General features: G+C 28.8%; 15 protein-coding genes. 5 read left to right on the plus strand and 10 right to left on the minus strand.

Annotated elements, in window-relative coordinates; genetic code table 11:
* The first annotated feature begins 81 nt into the window (after nt 1-81).
* Both ABIV_RS12145 and fliM read left to right on the plus strand, forming a co-directional pair.
* Nucleotides 82-1,140 carry a flagellar basal body P-ring protein FlgI gene (locus tag ABIV_RS12145; protein WP_228254305.1) on the plus strand — a complete coding sequence of 353 codons (1,059 nt, stop codon included), beginning with the start codon at nt 82-84 and terminating at the stop codon, nt 1,138-1,140.
* 1 nt (nt 1,141) lies between these two features.
* A complete protein-coding gene (gene fliM, locus ABIV_RS12150) occupies nt 1,142-2,242 on the plus strand; it encodes a flagellar motor switch protein FliM (RefSeq protein ID WP_114840145.1) in 1,101 nt (366 codons plus the stop codon).
* Nucleotides 2,243-2,247: 5 nt separating this feature from the next.
* Here the strand turns inward: fliM and pyrC are convergent, their stop codons facing one another.
* The 5 genes from pyrC to amt all read right to left on the minus strand — a co-directional run bounded on the left by pyrC (nt 2,248) and on the right by amt (nt 6,687).
* Nucleotides 2,248-3,276: a dihydroorotase gene (gene pyrC, locus ABIV_RS12155; RefSeq protein ID WP_114840522.1), complete on the minus strand. Its 1,029-nt coding sequence runs from the start codon at nt 3,274-3,276 to the stop codon at nt 2,248-2,250.
* A gap of 1 nt (nt 3,277) precedes the next feature.
* Nucleotides 3,278-3,616: a P-II family nitrogen regulator gene (locus ABIV_RS12160; protein ID WP_114840146.1), complete on the minus strand. Its 339-nt coding sequence runs from the start codon at nt 3,614-3,616 to the stop codon at nt 3,278-3,280.
* Between the two features lie 61 nt (nt 3,617-3,677).
* Nucleotides 3,678-4,865, minus strand: coding sequence for an ammonium transporter family protein (locus ABIV_RS12165; RefSeq protein ID WP_114840147.1), 1,188 nt, complete (start codon nt 4,863-4,865; stop codon nt 3,678-3,680).
* 136 nt (nt 4,866-5,001) lie between these two features.
* Nucleotides 5,002-5,340 carry a P-II family nitrogen regulator gene (locus ABIV_RS12170; RefSeq protein ID WP_114840148.1) on the minus strand — a complete coding sequence of 113 codons (339 nt, stop codon included), beginning with the start codon at nt 5,338-5,340 and terminating at the stop codon, nt 5,002-5,004.
* 132 nt (nt 5,341-5,472) lie between these two features.
* Entirely contained in the window at nt 5,473-6,687 is a 1,215-nt protein-coding gene (gene amt, locus ABIV_RS12175; protein ID WP_114840149.1) for an ammonium transporter, read from the minus strand.
* Nucleotides 6,688-6,966: 279 nt separating this feature from the next.
* Between amt and ABIV_RS12180 the strand changes: the two genes are divergently transcribed.
* Genes ABIV_RS12180 through ABIV_RS12190 form a run of 3 tightly spaced genes read left to right on the plus strand, consistent with a single transcriptional unit; the run spans nt 6,967 to nt 11,128 of the window.
* A complete protein-coding gene (locus tag ABIV_RS12180) occupies nt 6,967-7,830 on the plus strand; it encodes a hypothetical protein (RefSeq protein WP_114840150.1) in 864 nt (287 codons plus the stop codon).
* Between the two features lie 9 nt (nt 7,831-7,839).
* On the plus strand, nt 7,840-8,598 hold the full coding sequence (locus ABIV_RS12185) for a sigma 54-interacting transcriptional regulator (RefSeq protein ID WP_114840151.1): 759 nt from the start codon (nt 7,840-7,842) through the stop codon (nt 8,596-8,598).
* On the plus strand, nt 8,591-11,128 hold the full coding sequence (locus ABIV_RS12190) for a [protein-PII] uridylyltransferase family protein (RefSeq protein WP_114840152.1): 2,538 nt from the start codon (nt 8,591-8,593) through the stop codon (nt 11,126-11,128). The genes ABIV_RS12185 and ABIV_RS12190 overlap by 8 nt, the downstream gene beginning before the upstream one ends.
* 8 nt (nt 11,129-11,136) lie before the next feature.
* On the opposite strand, the gene ABIV_RS12195 is transcribed toward ABIV_RS12190, so the two are convergent.
* The 5 genes from ABIV_RS12195 to ABIV_RS12215 all read right to left on the minus strand — a co-directional run bounded on the left by ABIV_RS12195 (nt 11,137) and on the right by ABIV_RS12215 (nt 17,290).
* A complete protein-coding gene (locus ABIV_RS12195) occupies nt 11,137-14,634 on the minus strand; it encodes an acyl-[ACP]--phospholipid O-acyltransferase (RefSeq protein WP_420093563.1) in 3,498 nt (1,165 codons plus the stop codon).
* Between the two features lie 19 nt (nt 14,635-14,653).
* Entirely contained in the window at nt 14,654-15,547 is an 894-nt protein-coding gene (gene rarD / locus ABIV_RS12200; protein WP_114840154.1) for an EamA family transporter RarD, read from the minus strand.
* Nucleotides 15,548-15,605: 58 nt separating this feature from the next.
* The gene (locus tag ABIV_RS12205; RefSeq protein WP_114840155.1) at nt 15,606-15,836 is read right to left on the minus strand and encodes a thioredoxin family protein; all 231 of its coding nucleotides are present in this window, start codon (nt 15,834-15,836) and stop codon (nt 15,606-15,608) included.
* Nucleotides 15,837-15,924: 88 nt separating this feature from the next.
* Nucleotides 15,925-16,887 (minus strand): permease, encoded by a 963-nt coding sequence (locus ABIV_RS12210; RefSeq protein WP_114840156.1) that lies wholly within the window; start codon nt 16,885-16,887, stop codon nt 15,925-15,927.
* A 1-nt stretch (nt 16,888) separates the two neighbouring features.
* Nucleotides 16,889-17,290 carry an arsenate reductase ArsC gene (locus ABIV_RS12215; RefSeq protein ID WP_205526930.1) on the minus strand — a complete coding sequence of 134 codons (402 nt, stop codon included), beginning with the start codon at nt 17,288-17,290 and terminating at the stop codon, nt 16,889-16,891.
* Nucleotides 17,291-17,334: the final 44 nt, after the last annotated feature.

The raw sequence follows: 17,334 nt of genomic DNA on the forward strand, positions 1-17,334 counted from the left end.
TGCCCTAAAATTATTTTTTATAAAAATTATACCTTGTTTTTATAAAATTTTAGATAAAATATTTCCAATTATGAAAGAGGTGTGGTATTGAAATTTTTTATAGTTTTATTATTTTTTTTACAAACTATTTATGCAGTAACTATTAAAGACATTTCAAATGTTGTTGGAATTAGAGACAACCAATTAATTGGATATGGTCTGGTTGTAGGACTTGCAGGCTCTGGTGATAAATCTCAATTTACAATGCAAAGTTTACAAAACCTACTTAGAAATTCATATATAAAAATTCCTGCTTCTTCAATTAAATCTAAAAATATTGCAGCAGTTATGGTAACTGCTGAACTTCCTCCTTTTGCAAGGCAAGGTGATAAAATAAAAGTAAAAATCTCTGCTATTGGTGATGCAAAATCAATTGATAACGGTGAATTATTATTAACTCAACTAAAAGCTGTTGATGGTCAAGTTTATGCTCTAGCACAAGGTTCAATTGTAGCAGAATCTGCAAATCCAACTACTGGTTTTATTTATGAAGGTGCTACAGTAGAAAACGAAGTAGATTATTCACTTAAAAATGAAGATAGTATAAAACTAAGTCTTCTAAAAAATGATGCTAAACAAGCATACTTAGTAGAAAAAAAGATTAATGAATTTTTTAATAAACCTTTAGCAGTTGCAATTGATACAAGAACAATATATGTAAAAAAGCCTCAAAATAGCTCTATTGTAAAATTTTTATCTGATATTCAAAGTATTCAATTAGATTCTACATTTAAAAAGAAAATTATAATTGATGTAGCTAGAGAGACTATTATTGCTGGACTTGATATTCCTATTGGTCCTGTAACTGTTGCAAAAAAAGATTTCACAATTAGAATAAAAAAATCTAACTTAAGTGAAACACAATGGGAAGATAACAAAGTAAATAAAGGCCAAGATATTGGAGATAACGTAAGACTTGAGAACAAACCCGTTGCAGTAAATATCAATAATACATTGATGAATACAAAAGAAGTACCAACAGTATCTGATTTAGTAAGAGCTATGAAAGTTATGAAACTACCAATTACTGAAATCATTGATACACTTAAAATGATAAAAGAACTTGGTGCTTTAGATGTTGAACTTGAGATAAGAGGATAAAATGGCTGAATTTTTAAGTCAAGATGAAATTGATGCACTCTTAGATATAGCCGATGCCGGGGAAGAGATTGAAGCAGTTGGCGAAGACCAGATTGTATCAAAAGAAAAAAACTACTCTATTTATGATTTTAAAAAGCCTAATAGAATCTCTAATGAGCAATTTAAAGCTTTCTCTACACTTCATGATAAGATGTTAAGGGATTTAATTACAGACCTTTCAGCTATGCTTAGAAAAATTGTAGATATTAAATTATACTCAATTGAGCAGATGACTTATGGAGAGTTTATTCTTTCTATTCCTCAACTTACATCACTTAATACACTTTCAATTAAACCTTTAGAAGGAAGAATTGTAATTGAGTGTAACCCTGGAATTTCACACAAAATTATTGCAGAATTACTTGGAAGTGGTGCCGTTGCAGCAAGTGATAATTTAGATAGAGAACTTACAGAAATTGAAGTTAATATTTTTGAACACTTCTATAAAATGTTTGTAAAACATCTTTATAGAGCTTGGGATGAAGTTACTACTTTAAACTTTAAAATTGAATCAAGAGATACAAATGCAAATGCTATTCAAATTATCTCAGACCACGAAATTGTTTTATTAGTTGTTCTTGAAATTACAATTGATGAAGAGTCTGGATTTTTATCTATTTGTTATCCTATTTCATATATTGAAACTCTTTTAAATAAAATTGTTGAAAGAATCTTTTCTGAAGGTAGAAATAAAAAAGCAAGTAGAAAAAAAGATATCACAACTTTAATTTCTGGTGCAAAAATGAGTATTGAAGCAATTATGGCTGAAACAGAAATGACTGTATCTGAGCTTTTAAGTTTGAAAGCTGATGATGTAATTGTATTTAGTAAAAATGCTACTTCTCCTTCATCTAAAGTTTATGTAAATAATACTGAAAAATTTGTTGCTGTATCTGGTATTCAAAATAATAGAAAAGCTATTCAGATTCAAGCAAATATAGATCATGAAAAACAAGAGACTCTAGATACTCTAAGAGCAATGAGAGAAGATAGAATTAAAAAAGCTAAAGAGTCTAGCGATAATATAAGAAGACTACTTAAAGAAAGACATGGAAACATTTAAGTTTCCTAGTCTTCAATAGCTTGAATAGTCCAATTTAATACTTCACCAGCATACATTGGAACTACACTTTCCCCTTTAAAATTATAAGTTGTTGGAACAATAAAATCTTTTTTAACTAATTTTACTTTTTTTGATACAGGATTTAAATTATAAATTCTTCTTGCATTTAAACTTACAAAAGCATTTAAATTCTCTAAAGAATCATTCTCTTCAAAAAGTTGAGTTAAAGCTTGTAAAGCAATAGGAGAAGTAAATACTCCTGCTGCACAACCACAACACTCTTTTTTATGTTTTGGATGAGGAGCTGAGTCACTTCCAAACATTAACTTAGGGTGAGCCTTAAGTGCTGCATTTAAAAGAGCATCTCTATCTTCTGGTCTTTTTGCAATTGGTTTACAAAATAAATGAGGTTTTAACATTCCACCTGCCATATCATCTAAAGTTATAAGAAGGTGATGTAAAGTTACTGTTGCATAAAGATTATCATATTTATCAAGTAACTCTACTGCATCTTTTGTTGTAATATGCTCCATTATGATTTTTAAATCAGGAAATGCCTGAGCAATTGATTCATATATAGGCATAAACTCTTTTTCTCTATCCATTACAAATCCATTTGTCTCTCCATGGATACAAAGAGGAATACCTAACTTACTCATAGATTCTAATGTGGGTCTTAAAACTTCCACATCCATAGAAGCTACACCTGTTTCAGAGTTAGTTGTAATTCCTGCTGGATATAGTTTTATACCAATAATTTCATCTTTGATATCTTCTAGAAATTCATATGAATAGTTATTTTGAAAAAATAGTGTTAAATGTGGCGTAAATTTATCTTCACTACATGCTTCTTGAATTCTTTGTTTATAAGAAAGCATTGCCTCTTTAGTTGTTACAGGAGGAACTAAATTTGGCATAATTAATGCACCACTAAAAGTTTCTGAAGTTAAAGGACCAACAAGTTTTAACATATCACCATCACGTAAATGAAGGTGCATATCTAAAGCAGAATCTATTTCAAATATTGTTTGCATATTATATTGCATCCTCATCTTCTTCACCAGTTCTAATTCTGATTGTTTTTTCTATAGGTGAAACAAAAATTTTACCATCACCAATTTTTCCTGTTTTTGCTGCATTGATAATAATATCAATTGTATTATCTACATTCTCATCTGCAACAATTAGTTCAATTTTAATTTTTGGTAGAAAATCAACAACATACTCAGCACCTCTATAAAGTTCTGAGTGTCCTTGTTGTCTTCCATAACCTTTAACATCAGATACTGTCATTCCTGTAATTCCAGCTTCTGTTAAAGCATCTTTCACATCTTCTAATTTAAATGGCTTAATCACTGCTTCAATTTTTTTCACTATTAATCCTTTTTCTTAATCTATATATTTTAACAAAATAATTTTAAAATCAAATTATACCCTAAAATGCTCTCTTAAACTCTGGATATGCTTCTAAACCACACTCTTCTACATCTAGCCCTTGCATCTCTTCATCATTGTGAGCTCTTAATGGTGCTATTTTATTAATTAGGAATAAAACAACATATGAAACAACAAAAGCAAATACTGCTACAACCGCTACACCTTTTAATTGTCCCAGAAAAGTAATTGTATCCCCATTGCTTGCAAAAATACCAACTGCTAATGTTCCCCAAATACCATTTAATAAATGAACTGATAAAGCACCCACTGGATCATCAAGCTTTAATTTATCAAAAAATGATACACCAAATACAACTAATGTTCCACCAATTGCACCAATTAAAATTGGAGTATAAATATCATAAAGATCTGGTCCAGCTGTAATTGCAACTAATCCGCCTAAAGCACCATTTAATACCATTGTAATATCAAGCTTTTTATATCTAAAATACATAAATGCACCAACAATAATTGCACCCGATAAACCAGCTGTATTTGTATTCATAATAGTTAAAGCAACTGCATCTGCACTCTCTTTAGAAGCAATTGAACCAACTGAACCACCATTAAATCCAAACCAACCAATCCATAAAAGGAAAGCACCTAAAGTTACAAGAGGAATATTTGAAGCAGGAATTACTCTAACCCCACCCTCTTTTGGATATCTTCCTCGTCTTGCTCCAATAATTAAAATAGCAGCAAGTAAAGCCCATCCCCCAGTTGAGTGAATAACTGTAGAACCAGCTAAATCATACATAGAGATATCTAAAAATGTTCCAGCTAACATATCACTTCCCCATGACCAGTTAACTACTGTTGGATAAATAAATCCACCCATAATAATTGTAAATAAAGCTAAAGGTAAAACTTTTGCTCTTTCACTTACACCACCAGACATAATATTAATAACTTTTCCAACAAATGCCATTTGGAATAAAAATGCTGCCCATTTTGACATTGTGTCACTGCCAAAATCTCCAAAAGCAATTGAATAACCAACAAGTAAAAATGCCAATGAAGCTACTGCATAAATCATTGTGTTTACCATTAATACTGCTGTAACATTTTTTGTTCTTACAAGTCCTGCTTCAAGCATAGCAAAACCTGGAACCATAAAAATAATTAGTGTCATTGCAAAGATTGCAAAAAATGTATCTATTACATAGCTAACTGATTGTAAGTCCATATTTAACCCTTCCTAAGTTTTCTTAAGAAACATTATATATTTTTTTTGTGAGTTTATATAGAGAATATATGTATAAAAAATATACAGGTGTTAAGCTTTAAATCAAGGAAGAAAAAATCCTCCTTAATTTAAATTTTTAAACAGCATCACTTCCTCTTTGTTCTGTTCTAATTCTTACTACCTCATCAATTGAAGTAACAAAAATCTTTCCATCACCAATTTTTCCTGTTTTAGCTGCTTCTACAATTACACTAATAGTTGAATCAACCTCTTCATCATTTACGATTACTTCTATTTTTATTTTTGCTAAAAAATCAACTACATATTCAGCACCTCTATAAAGTTCTGAATGTCCTTGTTGTCTTCCATATCCCTTTACATCTGATACAGTCATACCAGAAACACCATTTTCTACCAATGCCTCTTTCACATCTTCTAGTTTAAAAGGTTTTATAATTGCTTCAATTTTTTTCATTCTACTTCCTTAAAAAATGTCCCATTTTTTTAGGGAACTTATTTTTATAATAACTTCTTTTTACACTGGAGTAAAACTCCAGTTAAAGAAGCAAACTCTAAAGTAAGCAACGAGTTGCTTGTTCTTAATATATTAAGCTTTTTTGAATTCAGGATAACACTCTAAACCTGTTTCATGAATATCTAATCCTGTAATCTCTGTCTCTTCATCTACTCTTAGTCCAACAACTAAATCTAAGATTTTCCAAACAATAAATGAAACAACAAAAACAAATGCTCCAATTACAACGATACCTTTTATTTGTGCTAGAAGAGTAACTTCTGGATTGAAAATACCAACAGCTAATGTTCCCCAGATACCTGCAACTAAGTGAACAGATAATGCACCTACTGGATCATCAATTCTTAACTTGTCAAAGAAAGGAACTGCAAATACAACTAAAGCTCCACCAACAATACCTTCAATAAAGGAAACTAACATACCTAAATCTGGACCAGCAGTTACAGATACAAGTCCTGCTAAAGCACCATTTAATACCATTGTTAAATCAACTTTTTTGTATAGTAATTGAGTTAAAAGTGCTGCCATAATAGCTCCCGCACAAGCTGCCATATTTGTATCTGCAACTACTAATGCAATACCATCAATATCAGCTTTTGAACCTAATGCTAATTGACTTCCTCCATTAAATCCAAACCATCCCATCCATAAAATGAATGTACCTAAAGTTGCAAGTGTAAGATTAGAACCAGGGATTGGTCTTACTTTACCATCTTTAGTATATTTTCCTTTTCTAGCTCCAAGTATTAATACTCCAGCTAAAGCAGCCCATCCACCAACAGAGTGAACAATAGTTGAACCAGCAAAATCAGAGAACCCAGCAATTAGACCACCAAGTTCAGACCCACCCCATGACCAGTGTCCTTGAATTGGATAAATTAGACCACTTAAAACTACAACAAAGATTAAGAAAGGCCATAATTTCATTCTTTCAGCTACTGTACCAGAGATAACTGATGCAGCTGTTGCTACGAACATAACTTGAAAAAAGAAATCTGCAGCTGCTGGATATGAAGCATCAGCAGCATTTTCCATACTTATTGTTGAAAAGCTTCCCATAAATGAAGAACCCTCACCATACATTAAGTTATAACCAATAAAGTAATACATAATACAAGAGATTGCAAATAATGCAATATTCTTAGTTAACACTGTTGCATTATTTTTTGATCTAGTTAAACCAGATTCTAGCATTGCAAAACCTGCAGCCATCCACATTACTAATACACCTGAAAATACAAAAAGAAATCCATCTAATATGTACTTTAAGTCGTTAAAATTTTCCATATTCTTCCTTTTCAAAGTAATTATGGAAAAATTGTAACAGATTAAGAAAAGAAGATAAACACTTTTTATGTATATATTTTATACAATAACTCTTATCATTTTATATTTTTTATCTTCTAAATTCCTAAATATTGGCAAGTTTAAAATATATAAAAAAATTACAAAAAATTAATATTTTTTACAAATATTTAGTTTTTAGATAATTGTCTATTTTTTATACATAGCTGCTTTTTCTTTATATGTTATAATTAATAGGACACAGGCTTATAGGAGGGATTTATGAAAGAGTATTTTGAAGTCTATTTGCAAAATCAAGAGAGGATTGAAGAGTTTATAGAAGAGAGTTTAAATAAATTTGGAGAAGTTAAAAAACATGAAGCAGATAAATTTAGAACTCTATTTAAAATTTTTCCTTCATTAGAACTTGTTTATATAGTAAACAAAGATACAAAAAAACAAAGCTCTCCAAACTTCTATAGATTTAAAGAAGATATTAAAGAACAAAATATTTCAAGAGAATATCTAATCTCTAAACTTCATTTCAAAGAAGCATGTAAAATTGCTTTTAGTTCTCCTTATATAAGTAGTGCAACTAAACATAACTGTATTACTGTTTCAATAAAAGAAGGAGAAGATATTATCTTTTTTGATTTTAGAATTGAAACTTTACTTGAAAGATTAGACTTAATTGAATTAAACAAACCCTTCCATACTCTAACAAAAACTTTTTATTTAATTGCTGGGTACTCAATGTTCTTTCTAGCTCTTTTTATTGTATGTTATTCAATATATGACTTTGCCCACTCATTCTTAGTAAAGGGTATTTTTGACTTAGATGCTATTTTTAAACCTGTTATTGCACTTACTCTAGGAATTGCTATTTTTGACCTTGCAAAAACTATCTTAGAGCAAGAAGTATATTTTAAAAGCTATTCAAAAAACTCTAAAGTAGAAACAAAAATTATTACAAAATTTCTTATTGCTATTATTATTGCTTTATCTATTGAAGCACTTATGGTTGTATTTAAAATTGCACTTACAGACTATGATAAAATGATTAATGCCCTATATTTAATAACAGGGATTTCACTAATTTTAATTGCTTTATCTATATTTATATTTTTAACGAAGAAAAAGAACTAGGACTAAAAGATGGAAGAATATATTGCAAAATCTAAAAACTCAAAAGAGATACTAAACTCAGCTCAACTTTTACAAAGTGTTGAAATTAATGCACTTATTATGGGAGAGACAGGTGTAGGAAAAAAGTCATTAGCAAAATACATCTTACCAAATGTAAAGATATATAAAGCAAAAAATCTACAGCAAGATATTAGTGATAATCTAATTTCTATTCAAAATGAATCAATAATTATAGATAAGATAGAAAATCTTACAAATATTGATTTAGTAGTTAATTGGATAAATCATAACAATATTAGAATCATAGCCACTAGCTTAAAATCTGAATTAAACTCAAAGCTAAATGATCTTTTTTCAATTACAATAGAACTTCCCCCTTTAAAAGAGAGAGAAGAAGATGTAAAACTTCTTATCTCCAAATTCTCTAAAGAAGCTAGTAGCACTTTAGATTTAGAACCAATCCTTCCATCAAAACTTATGATAAACTTATCAAATAATGCCCATAGCCTTAGAAAGTCTATCTACTTTTCATATCTCTTTGAAACAATTGGAGAAGATGAGATTTTAATGTTTATGGAAAACTATATGTTTGCAAATTTAAAAGGTGAGAATTCATATAAAGATTTTTCATATTTATTTGAAGTACCTCTATTAAAAGCAGCAAAAAAGAGATATAAGTCACAAGTTCAAATGGCTAAACATTTAGGTTTAAATAGAATTACTCTTAGAAAAAAACTTGATATACATAAAGGTTTTTTAGATGACTGAATTAAATATTGAGATTGAAGAACTAATTACTAAAGGGGCTGAAGACTTTGAGATTTCTAAAGTATTTAGAACTTACTTTAAGTCTTATGTAAACTCAATAGATGAAGTTCTTGAAACGACTGGTGGAAAAGACTTTTTCGTAAAACATACAAAACATACTGATAAATTTATTATCCTTTTATACAAATATATCTTACGAAAACATTTTGGTGATTATCAGCCAATGAGTACCTCAATTCCCATTACATTAATTGCCTTAGGAAGTTATGGAAGAGAACAATTATGTATCTACTCAGATGTTGATTTAATGATTCTTTATGAAGATATAAAAGGTTATAACCTAAAAGCCATTATGGAAGAGCTTGTAACTTTAGCTTGGGATTGTGGTTTAAAACTAGGTTCAAGGGTTCATGAAGTAAAGGATATTGAATTTTCTGTACAAGAAGATATTACTATTAAATCTTCAATCTTAGAATCAAGAATGATTTATGGTTCAAAACATCTTTGGTATGGTTATCAAAATATTTTAAAGAAAATTAGAAAAACAAATCAAAAAGAGTTTGTATTAGACAAACTTGATGAGCATAAAAAAAGATTATTAAAATATCCTCTAAAAATGGAACCTAATATTAAAGATGGGTATGGAGGGATGAGAGAATCAAATATGATTTTCTGGATGGCAACTATTGCTTATGGAGTAAGTGATATAAAACAACTTATGGGAAAAGAGTTTTCAGAAGAAGAGTATAAAAGATATCGAAGCTCTTTAGAATTTATCTTTAGAGTAAGAAACTATTTACATAGTATTTCAAAAAAGAAATTAGATATTGTAAATTTTGATATTCTTCCTGAACTAAGTACAAAATTAGGCTTTAAAAATAAACCTAGATTAAATAAAGATAGACAATGTATGGCAAAACTTGTGGAATCTCTTCATAATGTTCACTTCTTCTCTACAATTATGGTAAAAAAGTTTACTAGAAAGGTTTTATTTGACCCTAAAAATATTTCAAGATTAAGGGAATATAGATTAAAGCAGAATCTATATATTTATGAAAATAAACTTTATACTTCTTTTAATGCAAAACCAAAAACTCTAAACAATCTTCTAAAAGAGTTAATCTCTTTACCAAGAGAGGTTAAACACTTTGATAGATCATATGTGGAGTATGCAAGTAGAACTAAGTTGCCAAATAAACAAACAAAAGAGTTAAAAAAGACAATCAAACAACTACTTTATAAAAGTAATCTTTATCCAATAATCAAACTTTTATATAATGCAAGATTGTTTCAAACAGTACTTCCTGTAACTAAAAAAATCATAAATCAACCACAATTTGATGGTTATCATCAACATCCAGTTGATATTCATTCAATTAAAACTTTAAAAAAATTAACAAATATAAAAGATGATTATGTAAAAAATATTTTTGATTCCTTTGATGCAAAAGAGAAGACTCTTGTTAGATTAGTTTGTCTTTTCCATGATGTAGGAAAAGGAAGAATTACAGACCATCATCTTGCAGGAGAAAAACTTTTTAAAAATATGATGAACTCTTTTGAATTAGAAAAAGAGCATATTCAATTGGGTTCTTTATTAATTAGACACCATAATATGATGAGTAAAGTTGCTTCAAGTGAAGATATCTATTCTGAAAAAGTTATTCTAGCTTTTACTGCTTTACTACAAACTCAATTAGCTCTTAAAATGTTATATGTGGTAACTTATGCAGATATCTCAGCTGTGGGAGAATCTGTTTATAAAAGTTCAACTGCTTCACTTCTAAAGCAGTTATACTTACAATCTTTGCCTGCATTTAATAATACTTCATTATTAAGTGAAAATGCAAGAAGAATTGCAAAACAAAATAGAATAAAACAATCTTCAAGGTATAATGACTTATCAAATATCATGAAGAAAAAAATCACTTATATCTCTTCAAATCAAATGTTTTTAAAATGTAAATCTGATGAAATTATTGATATTGCAATAAGAGCTTATGAAGTAAAAGATTTCACTTATAAAATTATAAATAAAGACCATTTATCAATAAAAATTATTAGAGCTATTCCCTTAAATTTAGGTTTTTTATTAGGTAAATTGGAGTTTCTAAATATCTCTACAATGAATATTTTCAAACTATATGATGAAAAGAAATTCTTTGAAATAAACTTTTCTGAAAAAGTTGATGATGAGGATATTCCATATATTGAACAGATTATTGAAAGCTCTTTTGATATGAGCAAAAAGACTAAACTTCTAATTCCAGAGATTGAAGAAAAAGGTATTGAAATAAATTGTAATCACACAACTTATTTAGCCTCTATGCAAGTAACTGCAAAAGACCAAAAAGGTCTTTTTGCTTATATTGCTAATATCTTTGATGAATTTGGAATAGAGATAGAAACTGCTAAACTTAGTTCAATAAAAGGGATGGCAAAAGATCTATTTTTAATTGAAAAAAATGGAAACTTTTGTGGACAACAAGAAGAGATAATAAAACACCTATGCAATAGACAAGATAAATAAAATCTTATCTATTGCTCTGCTGCTAACATTTTTGCTTTTTTAAAATCTATTTTTCCACTACCAAGTTTAGGAACCTCGTCAACTATTTTATATAAAGAAGGAATCATTAACTTATTATCAAACTCTTTTTTAATACTTTTTTCTAACTCTTCTACTTCTTCTTCACTTATATTAGAAAGTAATAAAACTATTTGTTCCCCTTTTTTTTCATCAGGTCTTGAAGTAGCTACAAACTCTATGTCATCCCTTGAAATAAGCTTTTCTACTTTTTGTTCAACTTCTCCCATACTTATCATCTCCCCAGCTAGTTTAGCAAATCTTGAATACCTATCAATTAAAAATAAAAAACCATCTTTATCTAAGTAACCTTTATCCCCTGTGATATAATATTTTCGCCCTTGAAGTTTTACTAAGGCTTCTTTTGTTTTCTTTTTATTTTTTAGATAACCTTTCATAACTTGAACCCCAGAAATAAGAACCATTCCTGCTTTCTCTACTGGTAATTCTTCAAAGGTTTCAGGGTCTACAATCTTAATTTTTGTACCAGGAATTGGCATACCTACACTAGAAATTTTATTTCCTATTTGTGTTTCACCTTTTACTTTAATATTTGGAAGATTACAACAAGCAACTGGTGTAGTTTCAGTTGTCCCATAACCTTCTAAAATCTCTTTTTCAAATTTTTCTTCAAACTCTTCTCGAACTTTAGAAGATAATTTTTCTGCACCTGCAACAACTAATCTTAAAGATTCAAACATCTGTTTTTTTAACTTCTTATTTTTTGTATATAATCTAAAAAAAGTTGATGTTCCAAGCATTACTGTTGCTCTATATTTTGAAATAAGCTTTCCTATTTCATAACCATCTGTTGGGTCAGGATGAGCAACACATTTAATTCCTTCAATTAATGGTAAGAAATTTGTTACAACTATTCCAAATGCATGAAACAGAGGTAAAGAACCTACAATAATATCATCATCATTTACATTCAAAATAGAAGCTATTTGTTGAGAATTTCCTAAAATATTTTTGTGAGTTAATTCTACTCCTTTAGGAATTCCTTCACTTCCACTACTAAACATAATAAGTGCTGTCTGCTTTTTAGAAACCTTTTTAATATGAATTGCTTTTAAAATAAAACTTGGAAGAAAAATAACACTTAATAAAGTAGTTAAACCTGTAGATTTAGTGATAAGTTCTTTTAAATCTTCTAAATATACAATATCGCAAATACTTAGAACTTCATTTATTTTTATGCCCTTCTCTTGTAACTTATTTACAAACTTTCTTGAAGTGACTATTGTTTTAATTTCTGCATTATCTACTGCTACTTTTAAAGAGTCAACAGAAGCTGTAAAATTTAAATTTACAGCAGTTTTTCCTAACATTAAAATAGAATTATTTATAAAAGCACCTGCACAGCTAGAAGGTAAAAGTAATCCAATATTTTTATTTTTAATTCTATACTTCAAAAGATTTTTAAATAAAATAGAAGCTGTTAAAAACTTATATCCAGAAAGTTCAACTCCTGTAGAATCTGCAAATATTATATTTCTTTTTACTTGTTTTAATCTATCAAAAATAACTTCAGGAATAGAGTCTAGCTCTTCTATATGTTTCTTCCAAGACTTAGCAGAGAGTAACTTAATCTCATTTTTTATATTTATCGCCGTTGCATTATGTTTTTTAATTACTTCTGAAAAAGAGATAGTGATAGTATTTGTTCGATAAGACTTTTTATACTTTTCATTTGCTCTACTAAACATACTTTGCCATAAACCTCTAATATAAAAAGCAACAACGGGAATATCACTATTTGTCTTCTCTAAAATCTTTTCAAAACCCTTTTTAAACTCTCCAAGATGACCATTTCTAGTAATACTTCCTTCTGGAAATAAAACTATGACATTTCCAGCATCAAGCTCTTTTGCAATTTGTTTAATACTCTCTTTACTTGATTTAGTACTAATTGGAATAATTTTAAAAAATTTCATTAACCAATTTAAATACCATTTTGAATAGATTGTCTTATCCATTACAAACTTTATCTCTCTTGGTGTTGCCAAATAAATAACAGCCCAATCTAACCATGAAACATGATTTCCTAAAAGTAAAGCTCCATTTGAAGAAGGAATATTCTTAAGCCCTTGTATTTCAAGTTTATATTTTAAACCAACTAAACACTTCAAAAAGAAAATAATCATTGATTGAGGAAGAGAAATCACTACAAAAAAACTTCCTATGCACATTAAAGTAAGAATTAAATAAATTGTATAAAGTGGATTTAGATTATATAAAGAGACTAAAGTTGTAAGAGCTAAAATAGCAAACATAAATAAAGAGTGAAACCAATTATTTCCAGCTAAAATAGTTCCTAATCTTCTTTTAGGAGAGTTAAACTGAATTAATGCATTCAAAGGAACAATAAATAGACCCCCAAAAAAACCAAATAATAAAAAAGTAAAAGCTAAAGCATTTGGGTTAACTACTAAAGTAGAGATGAAAATCATCATACTCATACCAAGAGCAGATAAAGGGATTGTCCCTACTTCTATATAATGTTTTGAATATCTTGAGTAAACATAACTTCCTAAAGCAATACCAATACCAGATGCAGCAATAACCAGGTTAATAACAAAAACATCTGTTATCCCTAAATACATCTTCGCATATGCAGGGAAAGTGGCTATCATTCCTTGAGAAATTCCCCAAAATAATCCAAGTCCTAACACACAAAACAAAATAAGTTTTCTATTTAAAATATCACTAAAATTTTCTTTAAAAAGTTTTCCACAAAACAGAGCTTTCATCTCAAGTTTTAAAGTTTTATCTCTTTTTACCTTTGTTTTTATATTATTTAAAACGGCAAATGAAACAAACATCTCTAAAATTGCAATTGGTAAAACATATAAAGCTAATGGTAATAAAGCTTTTAAAAGCTGTTCTTTAGTGCTTAAATTATGCAAATTATTAAATTGAAAGAAGTTTTCAAAAATGAAAGAAAAAGTAGCCATTGAGACTAAAATAGCGATAATTGAAATAGCTTGAAGACTCGCATTTCCCTTTGAGAGTTCACTTTTCCCATAGATATCAATTATAATACCAAACTTTGCAGGAGAGTATATGGCACTTTGAATTGCAAGTAAAAAAAGAACAAACATTGCAAAATAAAAAGAACCTATAAAATAAGCAATTAGCATTAAAGCAGATAAAGAAAAAGAGGATAAAGCCCCATAAATTAGAATATTTTTTTTATGAAATTTATCACTTAGAAAACCACTAATAGAAAAAAGAAGAAGAAAAGGAACTATTATTAGAAGATTAATAATTGAAACCCAAACAACTTGTTCACTTCCATCAAATACTTTAAATGCTATATTTTGTAAAAGTATTTTATGGGAAATATCAACTGCTACATTACAAAAAACAACTAACAAAAATGCTAGCTTTATAACCCTTAAATCAGCTATTTTATTTCCTTTTATTTTTTGTGATAATACAAAAATTAAGAAACAACTTGGTTACTTATCTATTTACACCTTTTCTTAATTTATTTATTGTACCTAAAGAGAACACAAAAAGAGCAATCCAAATAAGTATAAAGGTTACTAGTTTATCAAAGTTAAACTCTTCCTTATAAATAAAAATTGCCACAAAAAAAGCTACTGTAGGTCCTATATATTGGAAAAAGCCTATTGTAGTAAGTTTCATTCTTGTAGTAGCTCCATTAAAAAGTAAAAGAGGAATAACGGTAACTAACCCACTAAGAGCAAGCATAAAAGAAGTATAAAAAGAGCTTGATTCAAAAAAGGCTACCACTTCATATTGGTATAGATAAAATAAATAAGCTAAAGCAAAAGGCAATAAGATGATAACTTCAATAAAAAGCCCCACAATAGAGCCTACATTTACCTTTTTTCTAAGCATTCCGTAAAAACCAAAAGAGAAAGCCAATATCAAAGATACAAGAGGTAAATAACCTAAAGCAAAAAGTTGATATGCAACTGCAAGTAATCCAATAAAAATTGCAAGATATTGATTTCTTGTCATTCTTTCATTAAAAATTAAAAAACCTAAGCCTACATTTACCAAAGGATTTATGTAATATCCTAAAGAGGCTTCTAATATTCTATCATTTGCAATTGCCCAAATAAAAGTTAACCAGTTTATAGAGATTACAAAAGTTGAGAAAAAGAGATATTTTATTGTCCTAAAATCTTTAATTGCCACAATTAAAGCTTGTAACTCTTTTCTAAAAAGAAAAAAAGGAAGTAATGTCAAACAAGAAAAAAGTACCCTATAAATAAGTACTTCGAAAGCATCTACATTTGCCACTTGTTTAAAATAGATAGGAGCTATTCCACCCCAAAATAAAAATGCTAAAATGGCATAAATCTGCCCTAATCGACTCTCACTCAATATATAATCTTTTTAATTTTTTGAAACTATATCTAAATTTGAGTGAAAGTTACAATTACTATTTTAAAAACTCTTTTACTTCTTCTTTATTTAGTAGTTTCCCACTGCTTTTTACAACTTTATTTACAACTAATGCTGGTGTTGATAAAACTTGGTATTCCATAATTTTAATTGGGTCATCTACTTTTTCTATTTGTGCAAATATTTTTTCATCTGCAACTGCTTGTTTTACATTTTGAAGTAATGCTTCACACTTTGTACAACCTGTACCTAAAATTTCAATTTTCATATTTTTCCTTCTTATAATATCTACTTTTAACACGGTTTATAAAAAACCACTAAAGTAGCAAACTCTAAAGAGAACAATGAGTTGTTCTTTATAAAATAGAGTTAAAGACAACTCCAACTATAAATATTGCCACACCTACTGTTCCAAAAAATATTGAAATAAGCTTCATTGACAATACTCTTTTTAAAATCAATGCTTCTGGAAGACTAAGTGCAACAACTGCCATCATAAATGAAAGAGCAGTTCCAAGTAACATTCCCTTTGAAGTAAGAACTTCAATAAGAGGTAACATTCCAGCAGCACTTGAATACATAGGTATTCCCATGATTACACCCATAAGTGGAGCCCACCAAGCATCTCCACCTGCATACTTCACAATAGTTTCAGCTGGAACATATCCATGGATAAACGCTCCAATTCCTATACCTATTATTACATAAATATAAATTTTTTTAAAGATATCCATACTAGCAGCCCAAGCATCTTTTGCTCTATTTTGTAAACTTTGACTCTGTATATTTTCATTTCCACAACAAGAAGCAACTGGTTTTACTTCTATTAAAACCTCTTTTTCTAAATTTAAACTTCCTATTACAAGTCCAGCTATTATTGCTAAAAGAATTACTGTACCGATATAAAGAAGAGTAATTTTAACTCCAAAAAGAGAAAACAAAAGTGCAATAACAACCGCATCACTAAGTGGTGCTGAAATTAAATATGAGAAAGTTACCCCAAGAGGAATTCTTGCTTGTAAGAATCCTAAAAAAAGTGGGATTGCACTACAAGAACAAAAAGGAGTTAACATTCCAAAAAATGAAGCGAAGACATGACCTATTAGTTTGTGTTTTCCACTTAGATAATCTCTTATTTTTTCAACAGGAAAATAACTTCTTAAAAAACTAACTATATAGATAATAGTCACTAAAAGAATAAATATTTTAATTGTATCATAAATAAAAAAATGAAGTGCATCTGCTAAATGCTCACCTTTTGTAAGACCTAATGAATCATAAACTAAAAAGTCTACGAACTTTTCCCAATAGAAAAACATCTTATAAACCTAAAGTCTCTTTAACTTTTGGTAATAACACAGTCTCAATCTCTTCATATGTATTAAGAAATGCAGAAAAATCTTTTCCATCTGGATCTTCAAAACCAATATGAATAACTTTAGTTGCATAAGGAAACATTGGACAAGTTTCATTTGCATGATCACAAACAGTTACTACTAAGTCATACTCATTGTCTAAAACTTTATCAATAGTTTTTGAATGATACTCCTCCTTCCAAATGCCTTTTTGCTCTAATAGTTTTTGTGCATTTGGATTAACTCTTCCACTTGCTTTTACACCAGATGAATCAGAACTTACACCATCTAATTTTGCATTTATAAGTGCTTCAGCGATAATACTTCTACAAGAATTTCCTGTACATAAAATTAATACTTTTTTCATCAAAACTCCTAATTAATAATTTACACTAGTTGTTTTCATTAGGG

The organism is Halarcobacter bivalviorum, from assembly GCF_003346815.1.
Lineage (GTDB): Bacteria > Campylobacterota > Campylobacteria > Campylobacterales > Arcobacteraceae > Halarcobacter > Halarcobacter bivalviorum.

What these genes read in the sequence shown, in the direction of transcription:
- amt (WP_114840149.1), bottom strand. Translation starts at nt 6,687, where the DNA reads ATGGAAAATTTTAACGACTTAAAGTACATATTAGATGGATTTCTTTTT.
- ABIV_RS12190 (WP_114840152.1), top strand. Translation starts at nt 8,591, where the DNA reads ATGACTGAATTAAATATTGAGATTGAAGAACTAATTACTAAAGGGGCT.
- pyrC (WP_114840522.1), bottom strand. Translation starts at nt 3,276, where the DNA reads ATGCAAACAATATTTGAAATAGATTCTGCTTTAGATATGCACCTTCAT.
- ABIV_RS12185 (WP_114840151.1), top strand. Translation starts at nt 7,840, where the DNA reads ATGGAAGAATATATTGCAAAATCTAAAAACTCAAAAGAGATACTAAAC.
- ABIV_RS12170 (WP_114840148.1), bottom strand. Translation starts at nt 5,340, where the DNA reads ATGAAAAAAATTGAAGCAATTATAAAACCTTTTAAACTAGAAGATGTG.
- fliM (WP_114840145.1), top strand. Translation starts at nt 1,142, where the DNA reads ATGGCTGAATTTTTAAGTCAAGATGAAATTGATGCACTCTTAGATATA.
- ABIV_RS12180 (WP_114840150.1), top strand. Translation starts at nt 6,967, where the DNA reads ATGAAAGAGTATTTTGAAGTCTATTTGCAAAATCAAGAGAGGATTGAA.
- ABIV_RS12165 (WP_114840147.1), bottom strand. Translation starts at nt 4,865, where the DNA reads ATGGACTTACAATCAGTTAGCTATGTAATAGATACATTTTTTGCAATC.
- ABIV_RS12210 (WP_114840156.1), bottom strand. Translation starts at nt 16,887, where the DNA reads ATGTTTTTCTATTGGGAAAAGTTCGTAGACTTTTTAGTTTATGATTCA.
- ABIV_RS12215 (WP_205526930.1), bottom strand. Translation starts at nt 17,290, where the DNA reads ATGAAAAAAGTATTAATTTTATGTACAGGAAATTCTTGTAGAAGTATT.
- ABIV_RS12205 (WP_114840155.1), bottom strand. Translation starts at nt 15,836, where the DNA reads ATGAAAATTGAAATTTTAGGTACAGGTTGTACAAAGTGTGAAGCATTA.